This window comes from Streptomyces sp. NPDC107471, from assembly GCF_055582845.1.
The window spans coordinates 50,229-68,405 of record NZ_JBVJPC010000013.1; the positions used below are offsets into that span (position 1 = coordinate 50,229).

14 protein-coding genes are annotated in these 18,177 nt (G+C 71.7%); 9 read left to right on the forward strand and 5 right to left on the reverse strand.

The window, feature by feature from the left end; translation table 11 throughout:
* Positions 1-48: 48 nt before the first annotated feature.
* Positions 49-2,130, forward strand: a complete 2,082-nt coding sequence (locus ACZ66S_RS34405) for an NPCBM/NEW2 domain-containing protein (RefSeq protein ID WP_469905478.1) — start codon at positions 49-51, stop codon at positions 2,128-2,130.
* A gap of 141 nt (positions 2,131-2,271) precedes the next feature.
* On the opposite strand, the gene ACZ66S_RS34410 is transcribed toward ACZ66S_RS34405, so the two are convergent.
* The gene (locus ACZ66S_RS34410) at positions 2,272-3,111 is read right to left on the reverse strand and encodes an SDR family oxidoreductase (RefSeq protein ID WP_469905479.1); all 840 of its coding nucleotides are present in this window, start codon (positions 3,109-3,111) and stop codon (positions 2,272-2,274) included.
* 158 nt (positions 3,112-3,269) lie between these two features.
* Here ACZ66S_RS34410 and ACZ66S_RS34415 point away from each other — a divergent pair, with 158 nt between their 5' ends.
* Positions 3,270-4,145 (forward strand): helix-turn-helix domain-containing protein, encoded by an 876-nt coding sequence (locus ACZ66S_RS34415; RefSeq protein WP_469905480.1) that lies wholly within the window; start codon positions 3,270-3,272, stop codon positions 4,143-4,145.
* A 220-nt stretch (positions 4,146-4,365) separates the two neighbouring features.
* Entirely contained in the window at positions 4,366-5,298 is a 933-nt protein-coding gene (locus ACZ66S_RS34420) for an aldo/keto reductase (RefSeq protein ID WP_469905481.1), read from the forward strand.
* Positions 5,299-5,404: 106 nt separating this feature from the next.
* On the opposite strand, the gene ACZ66S_RS34425 is transcribed toward ACZ66S_RS34420, so the two are convergent.
* Genes ACZ66S_RS34425 through ACZ66S_RS34440 form a run of 4 tightly spaced genes read right to left on the reverse strand, consistent with a single transcriptional unit; the run spans position 5,405 to position 10,348 of the window.
* Positions 5,405-6,943, reverse strand: coding sequence for an ABC transporter ATP-binding protein (locus tag ACZ66S_RS34425; protein ID WP_469905482.1), 1,539 nt, complete (start codon positions 6,941-6,943; stop codon positions 5,405-5,407).
* Positions 6,940-7,800, reverse strand: coding sequence for an ABC transporter permease (locus ACZ66S_RS34430; protein ID WP_469905483.1), 861 nt, complete (start codon positions 7,798-7,800; stop codon positions 6,940-6,942). The genes ACZ66S_RS34425 and ACZ66S_RS34430 overlap by 4 nt, the downstream gene beginning before the upstream one ends.
* Entirely contained in the window at positions 7,797-8,810 is a 1,014-nt protein-coding gene (locus ACZ66S_RS34435; protein ID WP_469905484.1) for an ABC transporter permease, read from the reverse strand. Before ACZ66S_RS34435 ends, ACZ66S_RS34430 begins: the two co-directional genes overlap by 4 nt.
* Complete coding sequence (locus ACZ66S_RS34440) at positions 8,795-10,348, reverse strand: ABC transporter substrate-binding protein (RefSeq protein WP_469905485.1); 1,554 nt, start codon at positions 10,346-10,348, stop codon at positions 8,795-8,797. The genes ACZ66S_RS34435 and ACZ66S_RS34440 overlap by 16 nt, the downstream gene beginning before the upstream one ends.
* A 293-nt stretch (positions 10,349-10,641) precedes the next feature.
* Here ACZ66S_RS34440 and ACZ66S_RS34445 point away from each other — a divergent pair, with 293 nt between their 5' ends.
* The 6 genes from ACZ66S_RS34445 (at position 10,642) to ACZ66S_RS34470 (ending at position 18,174) form a co-directional block, all read left to right on the forward strand.
* Positions 10,642-11,631, forward strand: a complete 990-nt coding sequence (locus ACZ66S_RS34445; protein ID WP_469905486.1) for a TauD/TfdA family dioxygenase — start codon at positions 10,642-10,644, stop codon at positions 11,629-11,631.
* 24 nt (positions 11,632-11,655) lie between these two features.
* Positions 11,656-12,645, forward strand: coding sequence for an ornithine cyclodeaminase family protein (locus ACZ66S_RS34450; protein WP_469905487.1), 990 nt, complete (start codon positions 11,656-11,658; stop codon positions 12,643-12,645).
* On the forward strand, positions 12,636-13,988 hold the full coding sequence (locus tag ACZ66S_RS34455) for a type III PLP-dependent enzyme domain-containing protein (RefSeq protein WP_469905488.1): 1,353 nt from the start codon (positions 12,636-12,638) through the stop codon (positions 13,986-13,988). The genes ACZ66S_RS34450 and ACZ66S_RS34455 overlap by 10 nt, the downstream gene beginning before the upstream one ends.
* Before the next feature lie 33 nt (positions 13,989-14,021).
* Positions 14,022-15,050: a cysteine synthase family protein gene (locus ACZ66S_RS34460; protein ID WP_469905489.1), complete on the forward strand. Its 1,029-nt coding sequence runs from the start codon at positions 14,022-14,024 to the stop codon at positions 15,048-15,050.
* A 5-nt stretch (positions 15,051-15,055) separates the two neighbouring features.
* On the forward strand, positions 15,056-16,456 hold the full coding sequence (locus tag ACZ66S_RS34465; RefSeq protein WP_469905490.1) for an MATE family efflux transporter: 1,401 nt from the start codon (positions 15,056-15,058) through the stop codon (positions 16,454-16,456).
* Between the two features lie 221 nt (positions 16,457-16,677).
* Positions 16,678-18,174, forward strand: coding sequence for a HEAT repeat domain-containing protein (locus ACZ66S_RS34470; protein WP_469905491.1), 1,497 nt, complete (start codon positions 16,678-16,680; stop codon positions 18,172-18,174).
* Positions 18,175-18,177: the final 3 nt, after the last annotated feature.

The following is an 18,177-nucleotide window of genomic DNA, read 5'->3' on the forward strand; positions in this document are numbered from 1 at the left end:
ACGACCGGGACGGTCCTGCGCGCCTGATCGGACGACGAAGGATCCGACGTGAAACGACATCTCACCGTCCTCCTGGCCCTGCTGACCACGCTGTTGGTCGCGCAGGCCCCCGCCCACGCCACTCCCCTGCCCGACGACACCACCGTCACGACGTCGGCATCCGCACAACCCCTGAGCCCGACGCCGTACATGGGCTGGAACACCTACTACGCACTCGGCGGTGACCCGACCGCGGCGGAGATCGAGTCGACCGCCGACTTCCTGGTGAGCAGCGGCCTGCGCGACGCGGGCTACAAGTACGTCTGGATCGACGGCAACTGGGCGGCTCCGACCCCGCGCAGCGCGGCCGGGGACCTGGTGCCCAACCCCGCCCAGTTCCCGGACGGGCTGAAGCCGCTCGTCGACTACATCCACTCCAAGGGCCTCAAGGCCGGCATCTACACCGACGCCGGCCCGTACATCCCCGGCAAGTGCGGCCTGGGCAGCCACGGCTACTACCAGCGCGACGCCGACCAGTTCGCCGCCTGGGAGTTCGACGCCGTCAAGGTGGACTTCCTCTGCGGCATCGCCGCCGACCTCGACCCGAAGACCGTCTACACCCAGTTCGCCGACGCGCTGCGCCACAACGCCAGCGGTCGCCCCATGGTGTTCAACCTCTGCAACCCCGTCACCTCCCCGGACTGGGGCGACTACCCCGAGACACAGCAGTCGACGTACTCCTGGTCCTACGCGCCGGCCATCGCCCAGTCCTGGCGCACGTACACGGACGTCGGATTCGTCGGTGAGATCAAGTTCAAGGACGTGCTGCGCAACTACGACGCGAACGCGCGGCACCCCGAGGCGGCCGGCCCGGGACACTTCAACGACCCGGACTACCTGGGCCCCGAACTCGGCATGAGCGACGAGGAGTTCCGGACCCAGATGACGCTCTGGTCGGTCGCGGCCGCACCGCTGGTGATCGGCAGCGACATCCGCAAGCTCAGCAAGACCTCGCTGGGCATCCTCGCCGACCGTGACGTCCTCGCCATCGACCAGGACAGCGCCGCAGTCCAGGCCGTCCGCGTCGGCCCGGCCGGTACGACGGAGACCTGGGTCAAGCGGCTCGCGAACGGTGACCGGGCCGTGGTGCTGCTCAACCGCGGTGACAGCCCGGCGACCCTGACCACGAAGGCGTCCTCGGTCGGCCTGAGCGGGAGCCGGTTCACCCTGAAGAACGCCTGGACCGACCGCGTCACCGAGAGCGCCGGCACGATCAGTGCGGCCGTCCCGGCCCACGGCGCGGCCCTCTTCCGCGTCTCCCGGGCGACGGGCAAGCCCGGCCTCCCGCACGTCGTCGCCGGTCTGCCGCAGGTGACGAAGGTGGGCGCCGACACGGTGGCGACCGGTATCGCACCGGTGGTCGCCGGCGGTGACCAGGCGCAGGTCCAGGTCGACGTCCGCAACGACAGCCCGCGGCCCGTGCTCGCTCCCCGCGTCGCCCTGACCGTACCCACGGGATGGACGGCTGGCTCGACCGGCGCCCCGCCCCAACTGCTGACACCCGGCCGGTCCGCGACCTTCACCTTCACGGTCACCCTGCCGGACACCGCCGCACCGGGCAGCGCCACCCTGGCCGCCACCAACACCTACGAGACGATCGACAAGAAGCGGCTGCGGCAGGAGACGGCCACGGCACTCGTGGTGGCACCGGCGCCACCGCACGGCGACGTGGCCCTGTCCCACCACGACTGGATCAGCGCCACCAGCGGCTGGATGTCCCCGACCGTCGACCGGAGCGTCGGCGGCTGGACGCCGATCAGCCTGATGGGCCAGGAGTACCCGACCGGGCTCGGCGTCGCCTCCCCCTCCACCGTCCGCTACTACCTCGGTGACCGCTGCACCCGGCTGACGACCACCGTCGGCATCGACGACGCGGTACGCAACGTCGGCCCGGAAGGCGGCACCTCCACCTTCCAGGTGGTCGGTGACGGCAAGGTGCTGTTCGACAGCGGAGTCGTCGACCGCGACAGCACTCGCCAGGCCGACATCGACCTGACCGGTGTCCGCGTCCTCGACCTGGTGGTCGGCGACGCCGGGGACGGCGGCTACAACGACCGCGCCGACTGGGTCGGCCTGAACGCCACCTGCTGAACCGACCAGGTGGGGCCGCCCCGCGGGAGGGATTCCGCGGGGCGTAACCCGCCATGAGGCGTTCCGATGTTCTAATGCGGCCCCGTGAGGCGAGACCTGGCATCAGAGCGCTCGCACCACGCACTCCCGACCGCCCGTTCGTCAGGCGCCGTCGGTGATGTCCGTCAGGGCTGCCGTGTCACGCTGCGCCTCGACCTCGGCCAGCCGCTCGGACAGCGCTGCGTGCAGGAACCGGTAGGAGTCGCTGCCCAGGACCAGTCGCAGCGGGGCGGGCGTTTGCTCCACGCTGGCGATGATGCGGGAGGCCATGCGCGCCGGGTCACCGAGGGAAGGCCAGCTGCGGTCCTGGGCTCCGCGGGCCATGGCGGCCGGGGTGTCGTCGTACGCCGACAGCGGGGTCGCCATCTGGAGACTGCCGTAGCGGAACTCGGTGCGGGCGCCTCCGGGCTCGACGATGGTGACGCCGATGCCGAATGGGGCGACGTCCTTGGCGGTGGACTCCATGAAGCCCTCGATGCCCCACTTGCCGGCGTGGTACATGCAGGCCCCGGGATGGGTGGCCTGGCCGCCGTAGGTCGAGATCTGGATGATGCGTCCTCCGCCCTGTCCCCGCAGGTACGGCAGTGCGGCCCGGGTCACCTGGATCGAGCCGACCAGGTTGGTGTCGAGGATGCGGAGGATCTGCTCGTCGGTGACCTCCTCGGCGGCGCCGAACAGGCCGTAACCCGCGTTGTTGACCAGCACGTCGATCCGCCCCAGCTCGGTGAAGGCCCGACCGACGACCTCCTTGACGGCGGGGGTGTCGGTGACGTCGAGGGTCGCCACCCAGAACCTGTCGCCGTGCTTCGCGACGAGATCGTCCACCGATCCGGGTCGGCGAACCGTGCCGGCCACCTTGTCGCCTCGTTCGAGCAACTGCTCGGTCAGGTGCCGACCGAAGCCGCTGTTGACACCGGTGATGAACCAGGTGCGCTCTGCCATGACGTGCTCCTTGGGTGAGGGGTCTTCCCGTGCGCCGCGGTGTTCCGGCGGCCTGGTTCCCGATCCTGCGCCGAGGCCGCGCGGTCAGGCAGTGCCCCCTTGTTCCAGGTAGTGGCAGGGCCCCCTCAGGAAGAGTCAGGGCGCGTTACCGTCGGAGCATGGACACAGCAGACGGCCGCAACGCCCTGGGCGCGTTCCTACGGGCCCGGCGCGCGCTCGTCCGGCCCGAGGAGGTGGGGATTCCCGCCGGAGGGATCCGACGGGTGCCGGGGCTGCGCCGCGAGGAGGTGGCGATGCTCGCGGGCATCAGCGCCGACTACTACCTGCGTCTGGAGCGCGGCCGGGACCACAATCCGTCCATCCAGGTGCTCGACGCCCTCGCGGAGGTCCTGCGACTCGACGCCGACAGTGCCGCTCATCTGGTCGAGCTCGCCCGGCCCAGGTCCCGCCGCAGGCCGCCGCTCCCCCGCACCGAACGCGTCCCCGACGGCATCGCGATGCTGCTGGACACGCTCGGCGTGCCCGCGTTCGTGCAGAACCGGTGCATGGACGTGCTCGCCGCCAACCGGCTGGCCATCGCCCTGTCGCCGCACATGGCACCGGGCGTCAACCGCCTGCGCGCCCTGTTCACCGATCCCCTCGCGCGGGAGCTGCACATGGACTGGGAGCGGGGCACGGCCGGTGTGGTGGCGCAGCTCCGCGCCGCGGCCGGTGCCGACACGGAAGACCCCCGGCTGGCGCAGCTCGTAGGCGAGCTGAGCCTGAAGAGCGAGCGGTTTCGCCGTCTGTGGGCCCGCCACGACGTCCGCCGCTGGGAGGGAGCCACGACTCGCCTGCGGCATCCGCAGGTCGGCGAGCTGCGTCTGCGCCGCGAGAAGCTGGCCGTCACCGGATCGGACGGGCTGCTCCTCGTCGTGCACCACGCCGAGCCCGGCACTCCTTCCGCCACGGCACTCGCCCTGCTCGGTTCCCTGTCCGCCACTGAGCGGGAGACCGCCGAGGCGGCACGCGTCGACGACGGTTCCGTGCGGTGATGCCGGTCCGGCACACAGGGCCGTCCTCGGCAGCCGCGCACTCAGATCCCGCAGTTCTCAATATCAGAACCAACGCCTGTTGGATTTCTAGATCGGCGATTTCTAGAGTGGTCACGCGGCGTCGCACCGCACCCCGCATTCCCCAGGGCGCCGGGAGGCACTTCTCACCGGCTCGCACTTCCTTCCGCCTGAAACGTTCAAGCCACAGCGAAAGAGTCACATGAAGACCTTCACCCTGCCCGGCACCGACATGGTGGTCCCCAACGTCGTCCTCGGGCTGATGCGCATCCAGGACATGTCCGACGACGCCGTGCGCACGCTCGTGAACACCGCGCGCGACCACGGCATCACGTTCCTCGACCACGCCGACGTGTACGGCTCCGACGACCACGGCTGCGAGCGTCGGTTCGCCGAAGCCATGAAACTCAGCTCCTCGGAGCGTGAGCAGTTCGTCATCCAGACGAAGGCCGGCATCGTCAAGGACGGTCCGTACTTCGACTTCTCCTACGACCACATCATCGAGTCCGTCAACGGTTCGCTCCAGGCGCTGGACACGGACTACCTCGACATCCTGCTGCTGCACCGTCCCGACGCCCTCGTCGAGCCGGAGGAGGTGGCCCGCGCCTTCGACGAGCTGTCGGCGGCCGGCAAGGTCCGTGCCTTCGGCGTCTCCAACCAGACCCCCCGCCAACTGGACCTGCTGCGCAAGCACGTGACGCAGCCGATCGTGGCGAACCAGCTCCAGTTGTCGATCACGCACGCCCCGATGATCGCGCAGGGCGTCGCCGCGAACATGCAGGACCTCGACCAGTCGGTCGTCCGGGACGACGGAATCGTCGACTACTGCCGTCTGCACGACATCACCGTCCAGGCGTGGTCGCCGTTCCAGGCCGGGTTCTTCGACGGCCCGTTCCTCGGTTCGGACCGCTTCCCCGAGCTCAACGCGGTGATCGACCGGCTGAGCGGCAAGTACGGCGTGCCGGCCGAGGCGATCGCGGTCGCCTGGATCACCCGTCACCCCGCGCAGATGCAGGTCGTGCTCGGCACCACCACGCCGGAACGCGTCAAGGCCGCCGCGCTCGGTTCCGACATCCCGCTCACCCGGTCCGAGTGGTACGAGCTGTTCCGCGCCGCCGGCTACAAGGTGCCGTGACCTCTGCCCCTTCTGACGGGCCCTCTGCCTTCTAGGCGGCGGGCCCGACAGCCCAGGGGCCACCCGCGCCCCCGGGCCCCGGGCGGCTGACAGCCCGACCGAGTTGTCAGCCGCCCAGCGGAACCCCCGTCGCCAGCTCGGCCGTCACCGGATGGCTCGGTGAACTGAACAGGCGGGCGGTGGGCCCTGATTCGACCACCCGCCCTTCGGACACGACGACCAGTGAGTCCGTCCGGTCGGCGACGAGGCTCAGGTCGTGGCTGACGAGGACCAGGGACAGGCCCCGCCGGTCGCGGAGTTCGGTCAGCAGGTCCATGACGGCCACCGCGGTGTCCGCGTCGAGCGCGGAGGTGACCTCGTCGCAGAACAGCACGTCGGGGTCGGCCGCCAACGCGCGGGCGATGGACACGCGTTGACGTTGTCCGCCGGACAGTTCGTGGGGGTAGCGATCGGCGGCCGCGGCGGGCAGGCCGACCTGGTCCAGGAGTTCCAGGACGCGGGCGGGGGCCTCCGCCCGGCCGGTCCGGCGGTGCAGCAGCAGAGGGCGCTGCAGGGTCGTGCCGACCGTGCGGCTGGGATTGAGGGTGCCGAGCGGGTCCTGCGGCACGAGTTGGAGACGGCGGCGCTGCTCGCGGGAACGGCGGTGCGCCACCGGGGCGAGGCGATCCCCGTCCAGGACGACCGCGCCGGCGGTGGGGCGGTGCAGGCCGACGAGGGCGCGCAACAGGGTCGTCTTGCCGGAACCCGAGGCACCGACCACCCCCAGGCTGCCTCCGGCCGCGATGGTGAGGTCCATGCCGTGCAGCACGGGGACGCGTCGGCCCCGGTGGGTGTGGGCGGCGCGCAGACCGGATGCCGTGAGGACGGGCGGGGCCTCGGGCGGGGTGCGGGCGGGCTCGTCCGTGGGGCGCGGGCCGGGTGCGGCGGCCTTGGCGCGCGGGCCGGTCAGGTCCACGACGTCGTCCGCGAGCCGGGCGATCAGGTCGGCGTCGTGGCAGGACAGGGCGATGGCGATCCGGTGGTGCTCGGCGAGGTGGCGCAGGAGGTCGGCGATCTCGTCGCGCAGCGCCGGGTCGAGACCGGCGGTGGGCTCGTCGAGGAGCAGGACGGCGGGGCGGCGGGCCAGGGCCCTGGCCAGTGCGACCCGGCGCTGCTGGCCGCCCGAGAGTCCGCCGATACGACGGTCCGGCAGTCCTCCGTCGACGGGCAGCCGTACCTCGGCGAGCTGCGCGTGTATCGCCTTGCGGCTGCGGTCCACGGCGACTTCGGCGATCAGGCGGCGCACGCTCATACGCGGGTTGAGACCGGAGCCGGGGTCCTGGCCGACGTAGGCGAGGTGGTGTCGGCGCAGGGTGCGCAGGGCGGGGGCGGGCAGGGAGAGGGGGTCCCGGCCGAGGACGGTGACGGTGCCGGCGGTGCGTTCCGTGCCCGGGGGCAGGGCGCCCGCCACGGCACGCAGCAGGGTGGTCTTGCCGCAGCCGGAGGGGCCCACGACGGCGGTGACGCGGCCGGGGACCAGCTCCAGGCCGGCCCGGTCGAGCAGGAGCCGGCCGCTGGGGGCGGTGACGGTGAGGCCGGTGACCCGGACCGCGCCCGAGCCCTCCGCCGCCTGGCTGTGGGAGTACCAGTCGGGCATGTGGTTCACAGTGCGGGTACCGCCTTCCGGCCGGTCGGGGGTACGAGGGCGGCGGCCGCCAGGTTGACGCTCATGGCGAGCAGGCCGATGGCGATGCTGGGGGCGAGCACGGCCCAGGGGTTGAGGAGGATGCCGGCGGAGTTCTCACGGATCATCAACGCCCAGTCGGCGGCCGGTGGTTGGGGGCCCACCTGGAGGAAGCCGGCGGTGGCCACGAGGTACACGGCGGCGACGAAGCGCAGTCCGAAGAGCGCGAGCAGGGTGGCCCGCAGATTGGGCAGCACCTCGCGTGCGACGAGGTGCCACAGGCGTTCACCGCCGACGGCGGCCGCCTCGACGTAACCGGAGGCCGCCACGGGCGCGCCCGCTCCGGCCACCAGGCGCACCCCGTACGGCACGCCGAGGACCACGGCCGCGGTGACGACGGCGAGCCGTCCGCCGCCCGGCCAGGACAGGGTGACCAGCAGGATGCCGAGGACGGCGGGCAGCAGCATCAGCACGTCCGCCACCCGTTCGACGATCCGTCCGACGGCCGGACGCAGGGCGCTGACCGCGCCGAGCAGGGCGGCGGTCGCGGTGACGAGCACGGCCACGAGCAGGGAGGTGACGACGAGTTCGCGCCCTCCGGCGAGTACCCGGCTGAGCACGTCACGGCCCAACTGGTCGCCGCCGAAGGGGGCCTTCCCGCCGGGTTCGGCGTAGGGGGCGGCGACGGGGACGTCGATGGCGTGCGGGGCGAGCCACGGTCCGGCCAGGGCGAGCGCGAGGAGCACCAGGGCCGGCAGCATCCGCAGGACCGGTCGGGCTCGCCCGGGAAACCGTCGTACGGGAGGGACGTGGTGCTCGGTGGGTGCGGATACGGTCATGTCCGGCCTCCGGAGGCCCAGGCGCGTACGAGGTCGGCGAGCAGCAGGACGCCGGTGATGACGGCTCCGGTGACGGCGACCACCCCGGCGATCACTGGACTGTCCCGGTCGGTGACGGCACCGGCGAGGACGGACCCGATACCGGGGTAGTTGAAGATGGTCTCCACTACGACCGCGCCGCCCAGCAGCATGCCCGTGGAGGTGGCGAGACCGGCCGCGACGGTCGGCAGGGCGCCGGGCAGCAGATGGTGGGTGAAGATCCGGTGCCGGGGCAGCCCGTCGAGTACGGCGGTCTCGATGTGCGGCGCCCTGGCCTCGTCGGCGAGGGCGGCCCGTACGATCCGGACGTTCCACCCGATCTGCGGGATCGCCAGCGCGAGGACCGGCAGAACGAGCATCCGCCAGGAGGCGGGCGACCCGTCCGCGTCGGTGAGGGTGACCGCGGGCAGCCAGTCGGTCCACAGCGCGAAGACCAGCACCAGGGCCACCGCGACGACGAACTCGGGCAGTGCGAGCACCCCGGTGGCACCGCCCGACACGGCACGGTCGGTCCTGCCGCCGGGCCGGGCCGCCGCCCAGCAGCCGAGCGCGACCGAGGCGACCAGGGTCAGCAGCAGCGCGAGCCCCCCGAGCAGCAGGGTGTTGGGGAAGGGCCTGGAGAGCAGGTCGGCGACGGGCTCGCCGCGCGCGGAGGTGCCGAGGTCGCCGGTGGGCAGGCCGGTCATCCACTCCCAGAAGCGTTCGAGGACCGGCCGGTCCAGGCCGAGCAGGTGCCGTCGCTCGGCGAGGTCGGCCGCGCTCTCCCCGCGCTCGGAGGTGGCGTCGGCCGCGTCACCCGGCAGCAGCTCCACCGAGGCGAAGACGCACGCGAGCAGCACGGCCAGCAGCAGGGCCCGGCGCGCGAGCAGTCCGGCCACGCGCCACAGGAGACGTACGACGGCGGGGGCCGTCCGGGGTTGGTCTCCCCCGGTCGGCCCGCGTCGCACGGCCTCCGTCAGCGAGCCAGCCATGCCGTCTCGAGCTGGACGCGCCCGTAGCCGGGCAGGGTCGGCAGGTCGCGCACCGCCGCGGCGGCCAGGTCGATGCCGTCGGCCATGCCCCACAGCAGATAGCCGGACTCGTCGTGCTCGATCTGCTGGAACTCGCGCAGCACCTGTGCCCGGGCCGCCGCGTCCTTGGTCGCCATCGCCTTCTTGTACGCGGCGTCGAACCGGGCGTTCCTCCAACCCGCCTCGTTCTGCCCGGAGTCGGAGACCATGGTCTTGCTGGCGAAGAAGACCACGGAGTCGTTGGTGCCCCAGTAGGTGGTGTACAGGTCGCCCTTGAGCCAGGTCTTGTCCCAGAAGGTCGCCGACTCCTGCTTCACCACCTCGATCCTCACCCCGACCTCGCGGACCTGGGTGGCGAACAGGGTGGCCGCCTCGGCGAGGCCCGCGATGTCCTCGGTCGTGAGCAGTCGGTACGTCCTGGACAGGTCGAAGCCGGCTTCCTTCAGCAGTTGTCCGGCCTTGGCCAGGTCGCGCGTGCGCTGCGGGATGTTCTTGGCGTACGCCGGGTCACCGGTGCCAAGGATGTCGTTGGCGACCGTGCCGTAGCCGGACAGCACCTGCTCGACCATGGCCCGGCGGTCCACGGCCAGCCGCAGGGCCTCGCGCACCTTCGCGTCCGCGAACGGCCCGTCGGCGGTGCGCATGACGATGGGCATCGCCATGTCGTTGGGGCGGCGCACGATCTGGACGTCCCCGCGCTTCTCGGCGGTACGGGCGGCCACCGCGCCGACGTTGGAGGCCACGTCGATCTGCCCGGCGAGCAGGGCGTTGGCCATCGCCTGCGGGCTCTCGAAGATCTTGACCTCGACGGCGTCGAGGAGGACGTCACCGCCGTACCAGTCGTCGTTGCGGACCAGCCGGGCGTTGCCGGAGCGGAACCAGTCCAGCTTGAACGGGCCGGTGCCGGGCGCCTTCCCGAGATCCTTGTCCGCGGTGTCCTTCTTCAGCACGAACGTCGTCAGGCGGGTCAGCAGGGGCAGTTCGGCGTTGGCGTAGTCGGACACCAGGACCACGGTGTCATCGCCCTCGGCCCTGATGTTCTCCGGCTTGATGCCCGGCAGCCGGGACGCGCCCGAGGGGGTGCCGCGCAGCCGCTTCAGCGACCAGACGACGTCCGCGGCGGTGACCGGGGTGCCGTCGTGGAACTTCGCCCCCTTCGCGAGGGTGAAGGTCCAGGTCTTCAGGTCGTCCGACGCCTTCCAGGAGGCGGCGAGGCGGGGGGCGGTGTTGGGCCTGGTACCGGGGACGGTGAGCGTGTCGTGGACCAGCGAGATGATCAGGTAGTCGCTCTCGTTGGCCTGGGTGCCGTGCGGGTCGCGGGTGATGGCCGAGGCGCGGCCCAGCGCACCGACCCGGAGGGTGCCGCCGGAGCGCGGCTTCTCGTCCCCCTTCGCCGACGACCCGGACGAGGTCTCGTCGCCGCCACCGCAGGCAGCCAGGAGTGCGGCCGCGCTCATGCCACCGCCGGCCCACAGCACTTGGCGTCTGTTCCAGTTCACGTACGACCTCGTTCCACTCACACGGAGAGATTACTTAGGTGTGCCTACCCTAAGGAGATCCTTTGTGCAAGCTGTGAGGCGGTTTCCACCCGCTCCTGTCGGGGCGTCAAGTGGGCGCACAGGAGCACGGGTTGACGCATCGAGCGCGATTTCACCCCGTCGGGAGCACGGATCCAAGTAAGGATAGCCTTACCTAATTTCCACTGATAGCTTTCGGCGCGCCGAGGCACAGCAATCTCACAGCATGCCTGTCCGTAGCACCCCGCCCAGCACCCGGAACGGATGACTCCGCCATGCCCACGGGAGCCGCACCCCTACGGCAGCTCGACGCGCACGCCGTCCACGAGCTGACCGCCACCGCCCAGAAGACCCTTGCCGACTTCGGCAGTTCGACCACGCGACCCGAGTTCCTGCGCAGGATCGCCGCCTCCGCCGCCCATTTCGGCGAAACGATTCGCCACCACTGTCGGCCGGTCGACACCGACGACGGCCTGTACGTCCTGCGCGGCCTGCCCCTCGACGACGGCGGAATCGGGCCCACTCCCGCGAGCTGGGCCACCGCGGGCGACAGCGCGGCCGAGTGGGACGTGATCCTGCTGCTGCTCGCCACCGCGATGGGCCACCCGATCGCCTGGGAGGGACAGCAGGAGGGCCGCTTCGTGCACAACATCGTGCCCGCCCCCGGCCATGAGCGGGAACAGACCGGCGCGAGCAGCGCCGTGCTGCTCAGCCCGCACACCGAGGACGCCTTCCACCCCGGCCGGGCCCATCTGCTGCTGCTCGCCTGCATGCGCAACCACGACGCCGTCGCCACCACCGCCGCGAGCATCCGCAAGGTGCGGCTCGACGCGGACGACATGGCGCTGCTCTCCCGCCCCGTGCTGCCGATCCTCCCCGACGACGCCTACGCCGAGGCGCGGGACTTCACGGACGAACCGCCGAAGGTCCCCACCCTGTGGCAGACCGGCGACGGCCCGACCCTGCGCTACGACCCCGCCTACACCCCGCTCCACGAGGCACCGCCCGACCACCGCGCCGCCTACGACCGGCTGACCGCCGAACTGGAACGCGTGTCGGTCGCTGTCGCCCTGGAGCCCGGGGACGTGCTGGTCGTCGACAACGACCTGGTCGTCCACGGCCGGGTGCCGTTCAGCCCCCGCTACGACGGCACCGACCGCTGGCTCAAGCGCGCCTCGGTACGCGTCCCCGGCCGCCGCAGCCGCCCCCTCGCCGAAGCGGACGAGCACGGCTACGGCCAGGCCGCGCTCGTGGCCCACCTCTGACGCCCCACCCGGAAAGGAAGAGCCATGACCGCGGACGACACCACCCTGCGCCTCCTCAGCACCAGTGACATCGCCGGCATCGAGATATCGCTGACCGACGTCGTCGACGTCGTCGAGCACGCCTACCGCAGCCTCGCCGACGGCAAGTCGGCCAACCCGCGCAAACTCACCGTGAAGCCCGAGGACGGCCACTCCGTCTCGTACGCCATGCTCGGCCGCGACGGCGTCCGCGAGGTCGTCGCGATCAAGACCTCGTACAAGCACGGGCTCGACAAGGGCCGTGACGAGCAGCACTACTACACGACGCTCACGATCTACGACGACGTCACCGGCCTGCCGGTCGCGATGATGGACTGCTCGCGCGTGGGCTCGCTGCGCACCCCGGCCGTCTCCGCGCTGCTGGCCCGCGAGTTGGCGGCGCCCGGCAGTCGCAGCGCACTGGTCATCGGCACCGGGACCCAGGGCCGGCTCGCCCTGCCCTTCCTGCTCACGACCCTGCCGGACCTGGACCGGCTCATGGTCCACGGCACCCACCCCGAGGGCCTCGCCGCGGTGCGCGAACGACTCCACCACTACTTCCCCGACCGGGAGTTGGAGGTCGTGGACGACGTACGGGCCGCCGCGGCCGACGCCGACGTGGTGGTCGCCACCGCCGGACAGCACACACCCGCCGCGGTCGAGGCCGCCGACCTGAAGCCCAGCGCCCTGTCCGTCCTGGTCGGCCACGGCATCGCGCCCTCCACACTGCACGAGGCGGACCGGGTGATCGCGACCAGCGAGGCGCAGATGAAGGTCACCGGCACCGACATGGCCGACGCCGACGGCCGATTCCCGCCTGTGGACGCCGAGTTCCCCGAGGTCGTGGTGGGACGGGCAGAGGGTCGGCGCTCGGCCGACGAGCGGATCTTCGCCTACAACAGCGGTCTCGTCGTCACCGACATCGCGCTCGGGCACCGGTTCGCGCAACTGGCCGTCGAACAGGGCCTGGGAACGCGGGTGTCGCTGTGGCGGTGACCCGTTCGGGCGGAGCGGCGCCGCCGCTGCCCACCCACCCGGATCCGCAGCTCGACGCGATCCTGGCCGGCGGGCTGCCGCACGAACTGTCGTACGCGCTCGGCGGTCCGTTCCACCTGCTGCTCCCGGACCGCTTCGACGCCAACACGGCCGCCTTCCAAGGTGTGTTGCGCGAGGCCGGTGTCGAGGGTCGCGTGTACTACGCGAAGAAGGCCAACAAGGCCGCCGTGTGGATGGACCGCTGCGCGCTGTCCGGTACCGGCGTGGACGTGGCCAGTGCCGGGGAACTGCGGGACGCGCTCGGGCACGGGGTGCGCGGCGAGGAGGTCGTGGTCACCGGCCCCGCCAAGGCCGAAGGGCTGCTGCGGGTCGCCGTCCTGCAGGGCTGCCTGATCGCGGTCGACGCACCCGACGAACTGGAGAACGTCCTCGCACAGGCCCGGGCCGTGGCCCGCCCGGCGCGGGTGCTGCTGCGGCGGCTGCCGCCCGCCCATCCGCACAGCCGCTTCGGGTTCGACGACGGAGAGCTGGAGGCCGCCCTCGCCCGCTGCGCACAGGCCGGGGACACCGTCGACATGCGGGGTTTCTCCTTCCACCTGTCCGGCTACGACCCGTCGGCACGCGCGGAGTTGGCGGGTGAACTCGTCGAACTGTGCCTCAAGTCCCGGGTCATGGGACTGCGGGCGGACCGCATCAGCATCGGCGGCGGCTTCGCCGTCGACTACACCGACGCCGGGCACTGGGAGCGCTTCCTGCGCGTGCAGCGGCCCGAGCACTGGCACGCGGGGAAGTCTTTCGGCCGGGACGCCTTCTACCCGTACCACTCGCCGGTCGCGGGGGCCGACGCGCTGCGCGCGGTCCTCGCCGCCGGCGACCTCGCGGGACGACTGCGTGCGGCGGACGTGAAGCTCCTGCTGGAGCCGGGCCGGGCGCTGCTGGACCGTGCCGGGTGCACGGTCTTCCGCGTGCAGGGCGTGAAGGACCGCGACGGCTACGGCATCGTCACCGTGGACGGGAGCAGCCTGAGCCTGTCCGAGCAGTGGTTCAACAGCGAGTACCTGCCCGATCCGGTGCTCCTGCCCGCCCACGAGCCGCAAGGCGAACCGTACGCCGCCTGCGTGGGCGGTGCCACCTGTCTGGAGTCGGACATGGTCACCTGGCGGAAGGTACGGCTCCGCGCCCGTCCGGCCGTCGGTGACCTGCTCGTCTACCCCAACACCGCCGGATACCAGATGGACTCCAACGAGTCCCCCTTCCACGAGCTGCCGCTGCCCCCGAAGGTCGTTCTCGAGACCGACGACGGCACGACCCGCTGGCGGCTCGACCGCCATCCACTCGCCTGACTCTCCCCGACGTTCTCGACTTGGAGCCATCCGATGGACAAGGCGCTCTCGCGTCCCGCCGTGGTCAGCCGCGTCTCCGACCTCATAGGCCACACCCCCCTCCTCGAACTGTGCCGCACCGCCACCGGCAGCCGACTGCTGCTCAAACTGGAGCAGTTCAACCCGACCGGCACCGCGAAGATCCGGATGGCCCGGCAGATGGTCCTCGACGCAGAGGACCGCGGGCTGCTGCGGCCCGGCGGCCGTATCGTCGAGTCGACCTCCGGCAACACCGGTCTCGGCCTGGCCGTGATCGCCGCCGAACGCGGCTACACCTTCACCGCGGTCGTCGACCGTCACGCCGCCGCCGACAAACTCCGCGGCATGAAGGCGCTCGGCGCGGAACTCGTGTACGTCGCCGACGAGGGTGACGAGGAGCTCGCCACCGCCGCCCGCGAGGAGTTCGCCGAGAAGCTCGCGGCCCAGAGCGACAACGCCTACTTCACCGAGCAGCACAACAACATGGCCAACGGGGACGGATACCGGCCGGTGGCGCATGAGCTGGACGCGGCTCTGGAGGGCCGCGTCGACGTGCTGATCGGCGCCGTGGGGACGGGCGGCGGGCTCTTCGGGACCGGTGGGGAACTGCGCAAGAGCGTGCCCGGGGTGCGGATCCTCGGCGTCGAACCGAAGGGGTCGATCGCCTTCGGACCACCCGCCCACGACTACCACCAGTCCGGCACCGGCACGCCCGAGGGGGCCACCATCGGCGCCATGGTCGACTACGACCTGCTGGACGAGGGCGTCAAGGTCGGCGACATCGAGGCGTTCGCCACCGCGCGGGTCCTGGCCCGCCGACTCGGCCTGCTCGTCGGCGGGTCCGCGGGCGGGGTGGTGTACGAGGCGCTGACCCGGATCTCCTCCCTCGCACCGGGCACGACTATGGTCGCGCTGGTCAACGACGGAGGCGAGAAGTACATGGACACCGTCTTCAACGACGACTGGATGAACGCCCACGCACTGATCGACCCGGCTCTCGAGCACGGGATCGACGAGCTGCTGACCGAACTCCGCGGGAACTGACACCGATGCCGACACCGCTCACCACCCTGCTCCGCGACAGCCGCGCCCTGGCGACCCTGGCCGTCCCGCTCGCTCTGACCCAGCTCGCCCAGGTCGCCCTCACCACCACCGACACGGTGATGATGGGTCTGATGGGAGCCGAGGCACTGGCCGGCGGCGGCCTGGCACTGGTCGTCTTCAACCAGATGCGCACCATGGGGGTCGGCATGGTCACGGCCGTGGGCAACCAGGTCTCGGCCGCCTCCGCGCACGCCGAGGACGAGGAACTCACCGACGCGGCCAGGGAGGAGGTCCGGGACATCGTCCGCGCCGCCCTCGCCCTGGCCACCCTGTCCGGCGTCGTCGGCGCGCTCGTCGTCCTGCTGATCGGGCAGGTCGTCGGCTTCCTCGGCCAGGACCCCGACGTGGTCGACACGGCCTGGCCGATGCTGCTCGCACTCGCGCCCGGTCTGATCCCCTGCCTGTGGTTCCAGGCGATTCGGCAGTTCACCGTCGGCATGCGCCGACCGCAGGCCCTGCTCCGGATCACCATCGCCTCGGTCGCCGTCAACGCCGCCCTCAACTGGGGCCTGGTCCACGGCACCTGGCTCCTGCCGGAACTGGGTCTGCCCGGCATCGGCGTCGCCACCTCACTCGTGTACGCGCTGACCTGCGTGGCCCTTTACGCCTCGGCACGTCGTGACCCGACGCTCGCCCCGCTCCTGGACGTCCGGATCTGGAAGGCCCGCCCGGCAACCCTGCGCCGCCTCACCGGCCTGGGCGTCCCCATCGCCGCCACCTACGGCTCCGAGGCCGGCTTCTTCTCCGTCGTCGCCCTGATCATCGGCACCTTCGGCAGTGCCGCCCTGGCCGCGCACACCGCGGTGAACCAGCTCATCTACATCGTCTTCCAGATCGCGGTGGGCCTGTCCCACGCCGCGTCACTCAACGTCAGCAGGGAACTCGCCCTGGACCGGATCGCGGCGGCCCGGCGCATCAAGAACACGGCGCTGGCGTGCGCGGCCGCGGTGATGGCCGTGGTCGGCGTGGTCTACCTGACCGTCCCGGGGGTGGTCCTGCGCCCCTTCCTCGACCCGTCGGCCGCCGAGGGGAACAGCGCGACGGACATCGCCGCCAACCTCCTCCTGGTCGCGGCCGTCCTGCAGTTCTTCGACTGCGCCCAGAACATCGGTGTCGGGCTGCTGCGCGGCTTGGACGACACCCGGAGCGGCTTCCGCATCACGCTCGTCGGCTACTGGCTGATCGGACTGCCGGCGGCCTGGCTGTTCGGCGAGCTCGCCGACCTGAGGACCGTCGGAGTCTGGCTCGGCCTCCTCACCGGCCTCGCCGCCACCGCCCTTCTTCTGCTGCGCCGCTACAACCAGGCACTCGGCCAACGCGCCGCGGGGGTACCGGCTGTCGCCTGAGCTGTCCTGGTGCTCAGCGGCGGAGGGGCCTGCCCGTGGCTGTTCAGGGGACTCGGGTCCTTCTTGAGGCGAGGGGTCCCGACGTCCGTCCGTGCAACCTCCCGTCTGAGGCGAACGGCCTTCACGTCCCGTCCGTGCAACTTCCCGTCCGAGGCAAACGGCCGTGACGTCCGTCCGTGCAACCTCCCGTCGTTTCAGCGGTCTTACTTCCCGGGGTGCACATGACGGCAGACCATCAGGTTGCCTTCTTCCTGCGGGAGCTGGAGACGGGCGACACCTGGAGACGGGCGGCGGCGGCCAAGGGGCTGGGCAGACTCGGCACCGCCGAGCACGTCGAAGTGCTCGTACGGGCGGCCGCCGACCCTTCTCCCGAGGTTCGGGAAGGCGCGGCGGTCGGCCTGGGCAGGCTGGGGGTCTCCGCGGGCATGGCGGAGACCCTGTGCACGCTGATGGACGACGACGATCCGTGGGTGCGCAGGCAGGCCTCTCTGGCGTCCGTCCGGCTCGGGCTGCGCGATCGCGAGGTCGTGGACGCCTATGCGCGTCTGCTCAGCGATCCGGACTATCACCTGCGGATCAACGCGTTGGACGCGTTGCGGGAGCTGGGCCTCCCTGGTGACGTTCCCGCACTCGTCCGGCTGATGGGTGACCCCATGGATGCCGTCTGGGGCCGGGCGCGGGCCATGATCTTCGAGTTCCGCGAAGACCCGGCCGTCGAGGCGGAGGTGGTCCGCACGGCCCAGTGGGGGGCGGACTCCGCCCGCGTGCCCGCCGTGCGGATGCTGTCGGACCAGCAAGTCGACCGGCTGCTGCCGTCGTTGTTGGGCGATCTGACGGACGACCCTTCCACCGAAGTGCGCTGCGCCGTGGCTTTCCGGCTGTCGTTCAGGGCCCGCCCGGAGACACGGGACGCGCTGTTCGCCGCTCTGGATGCGGAGCGGGACCCGGCCGTGGCGTCACAACTGCTGTTCCAGCTCGAACGGTCGGGGGACGAACGGCTGCTGGCCCCGGCCTCGCGCTGGTTGAGCCACGAGCGGGTGGGACCGTCCGCCGCCACTGCCCTGGGGTCCGTGGGCGGCAAGGTCGCCGCGAGGCTCCTGCGGGCCCTCCTCACCGACCCGGCAACGGCCCCCCGCACGCTCGCCGCAGCGGCAACGGCCTATGGCGGCATGGGGAGATGGGACGCCGTGTGGCTGCTGCTGCCCCTGCTGAACCATGCCGCGCCCGGGGTGTACGAAGGTGCGCTGCGCGGCCTGGACGCCGTGGCGGACACCGGATTCCGGCCATGGGAACGTGCGGCGGTCGCGCGGGCAGTGGTGGCCCGCCTCGACGTCAACCCCGTCCTGGTGGGGGTGGCGGAGAGGGTCCTCACGGGCCTACCGGAAGCCCTGCCCGGGCTGCGGGAACTGCTGGACCGAACCCCTTCTCGCCTGGTCCGGTCGGCCGCGCTGTCACTCCTGGACCCGCGCAAGGCGACGGACACCGACACCCCGCACGACCTTCCGCTCTTCGTACGGCACCTGGACGACGCCGATTCGTGGATGCGCAAGGCCGCCGCGGACGGGATCGCCCACTGGGTGGAGGAGACCGGCACGCTCCCCTCGGACGCGAAGGCGCTGCGCGACCGGATCGCCGCCCTGGAATCCGACCCGTCGGATTACGTACGCGAGGCGGCGGCCGAGGCGTTGCGCGCCCTGGACGACCGCAGAAACAACTGACAG

Excerpts from the sequence above, each read along its gene's own strand:
- ACZ66S_RS34435 (WP_469905484.1), bottom strand. The coding sequence starts at position 8,810 with ATGGCTGGCTCGCTGACGGAGGCCGTGCGACGCGGGCCGACCGGGGGA.
- ACZ66S_RS34410 (WP_469905479.1), bottom strand. The coding sequence starts at position 3,111 with ATGGCAGAGCGCACCTGGTTCATCACCGGTGTCAACAGCGGCTTCGGT.
- ACZ66S_RS34465 (WP_469905490.1), top strand. The coding sequence starts at position 15,056 with ATGCCGACACCGCTCACCACCCTGCTCCGCGACAGCCGCGCCCTGGCG.
- ACZ66S_RS34420 (WP_469905481.1), top strand. The coding sequence starts at position 4,366 with ATGAAGACCTTCACCCTGCCCGGCACCGACATGGTGGTCCCCAACGTC.
- ACZ66S_RS34470 (WP_469905491.1), top strand. The coding sequence starts at position 16,678 with ATGACGGCAGACCATCAGGTTGCCTTCTTCCTGCGGGAGCTGGAGACG.
- ACZ66S_RS34445 (WP_469905486.1), top strand. The coding sequence starts at position 10,642 with ATGCCCACGGGAGCCGCACCCCTACGGCAGCTCGACGCGCACGCCGTC.
- ACZ66S_RS34430 (WP_469905483.1), bottom strand. The coding sequence starts at position 7,800 with ATGACCGTATCCGCACCCACCGAGCACCACGTCCCTCCCGTACGACGG.
- ACZ66S_RS34415 (WP_469905480.1), top strand. The coding sequence starts at position 3,270 with ATGGACACAGCAGACGGCCGCAACGCCCTGGGCGCGTTCCTACGGGCC.
- ACZ66S_RS34450 (WP_469905487.1), top strand. The coding sequence starts at position 11,656 with ATGACCGCGGACGACACCACCCTGCGCCTCCTCAGCACCAGTGACATC.
- ACZ66S_RS34460 (WP_469905489.1), top strand. The coding sequence starts at position 14,022 with ATGGACAAGGCGCTCTCGCGTCCCGCCGTGGTCAGCCGCGTCTCCGAC.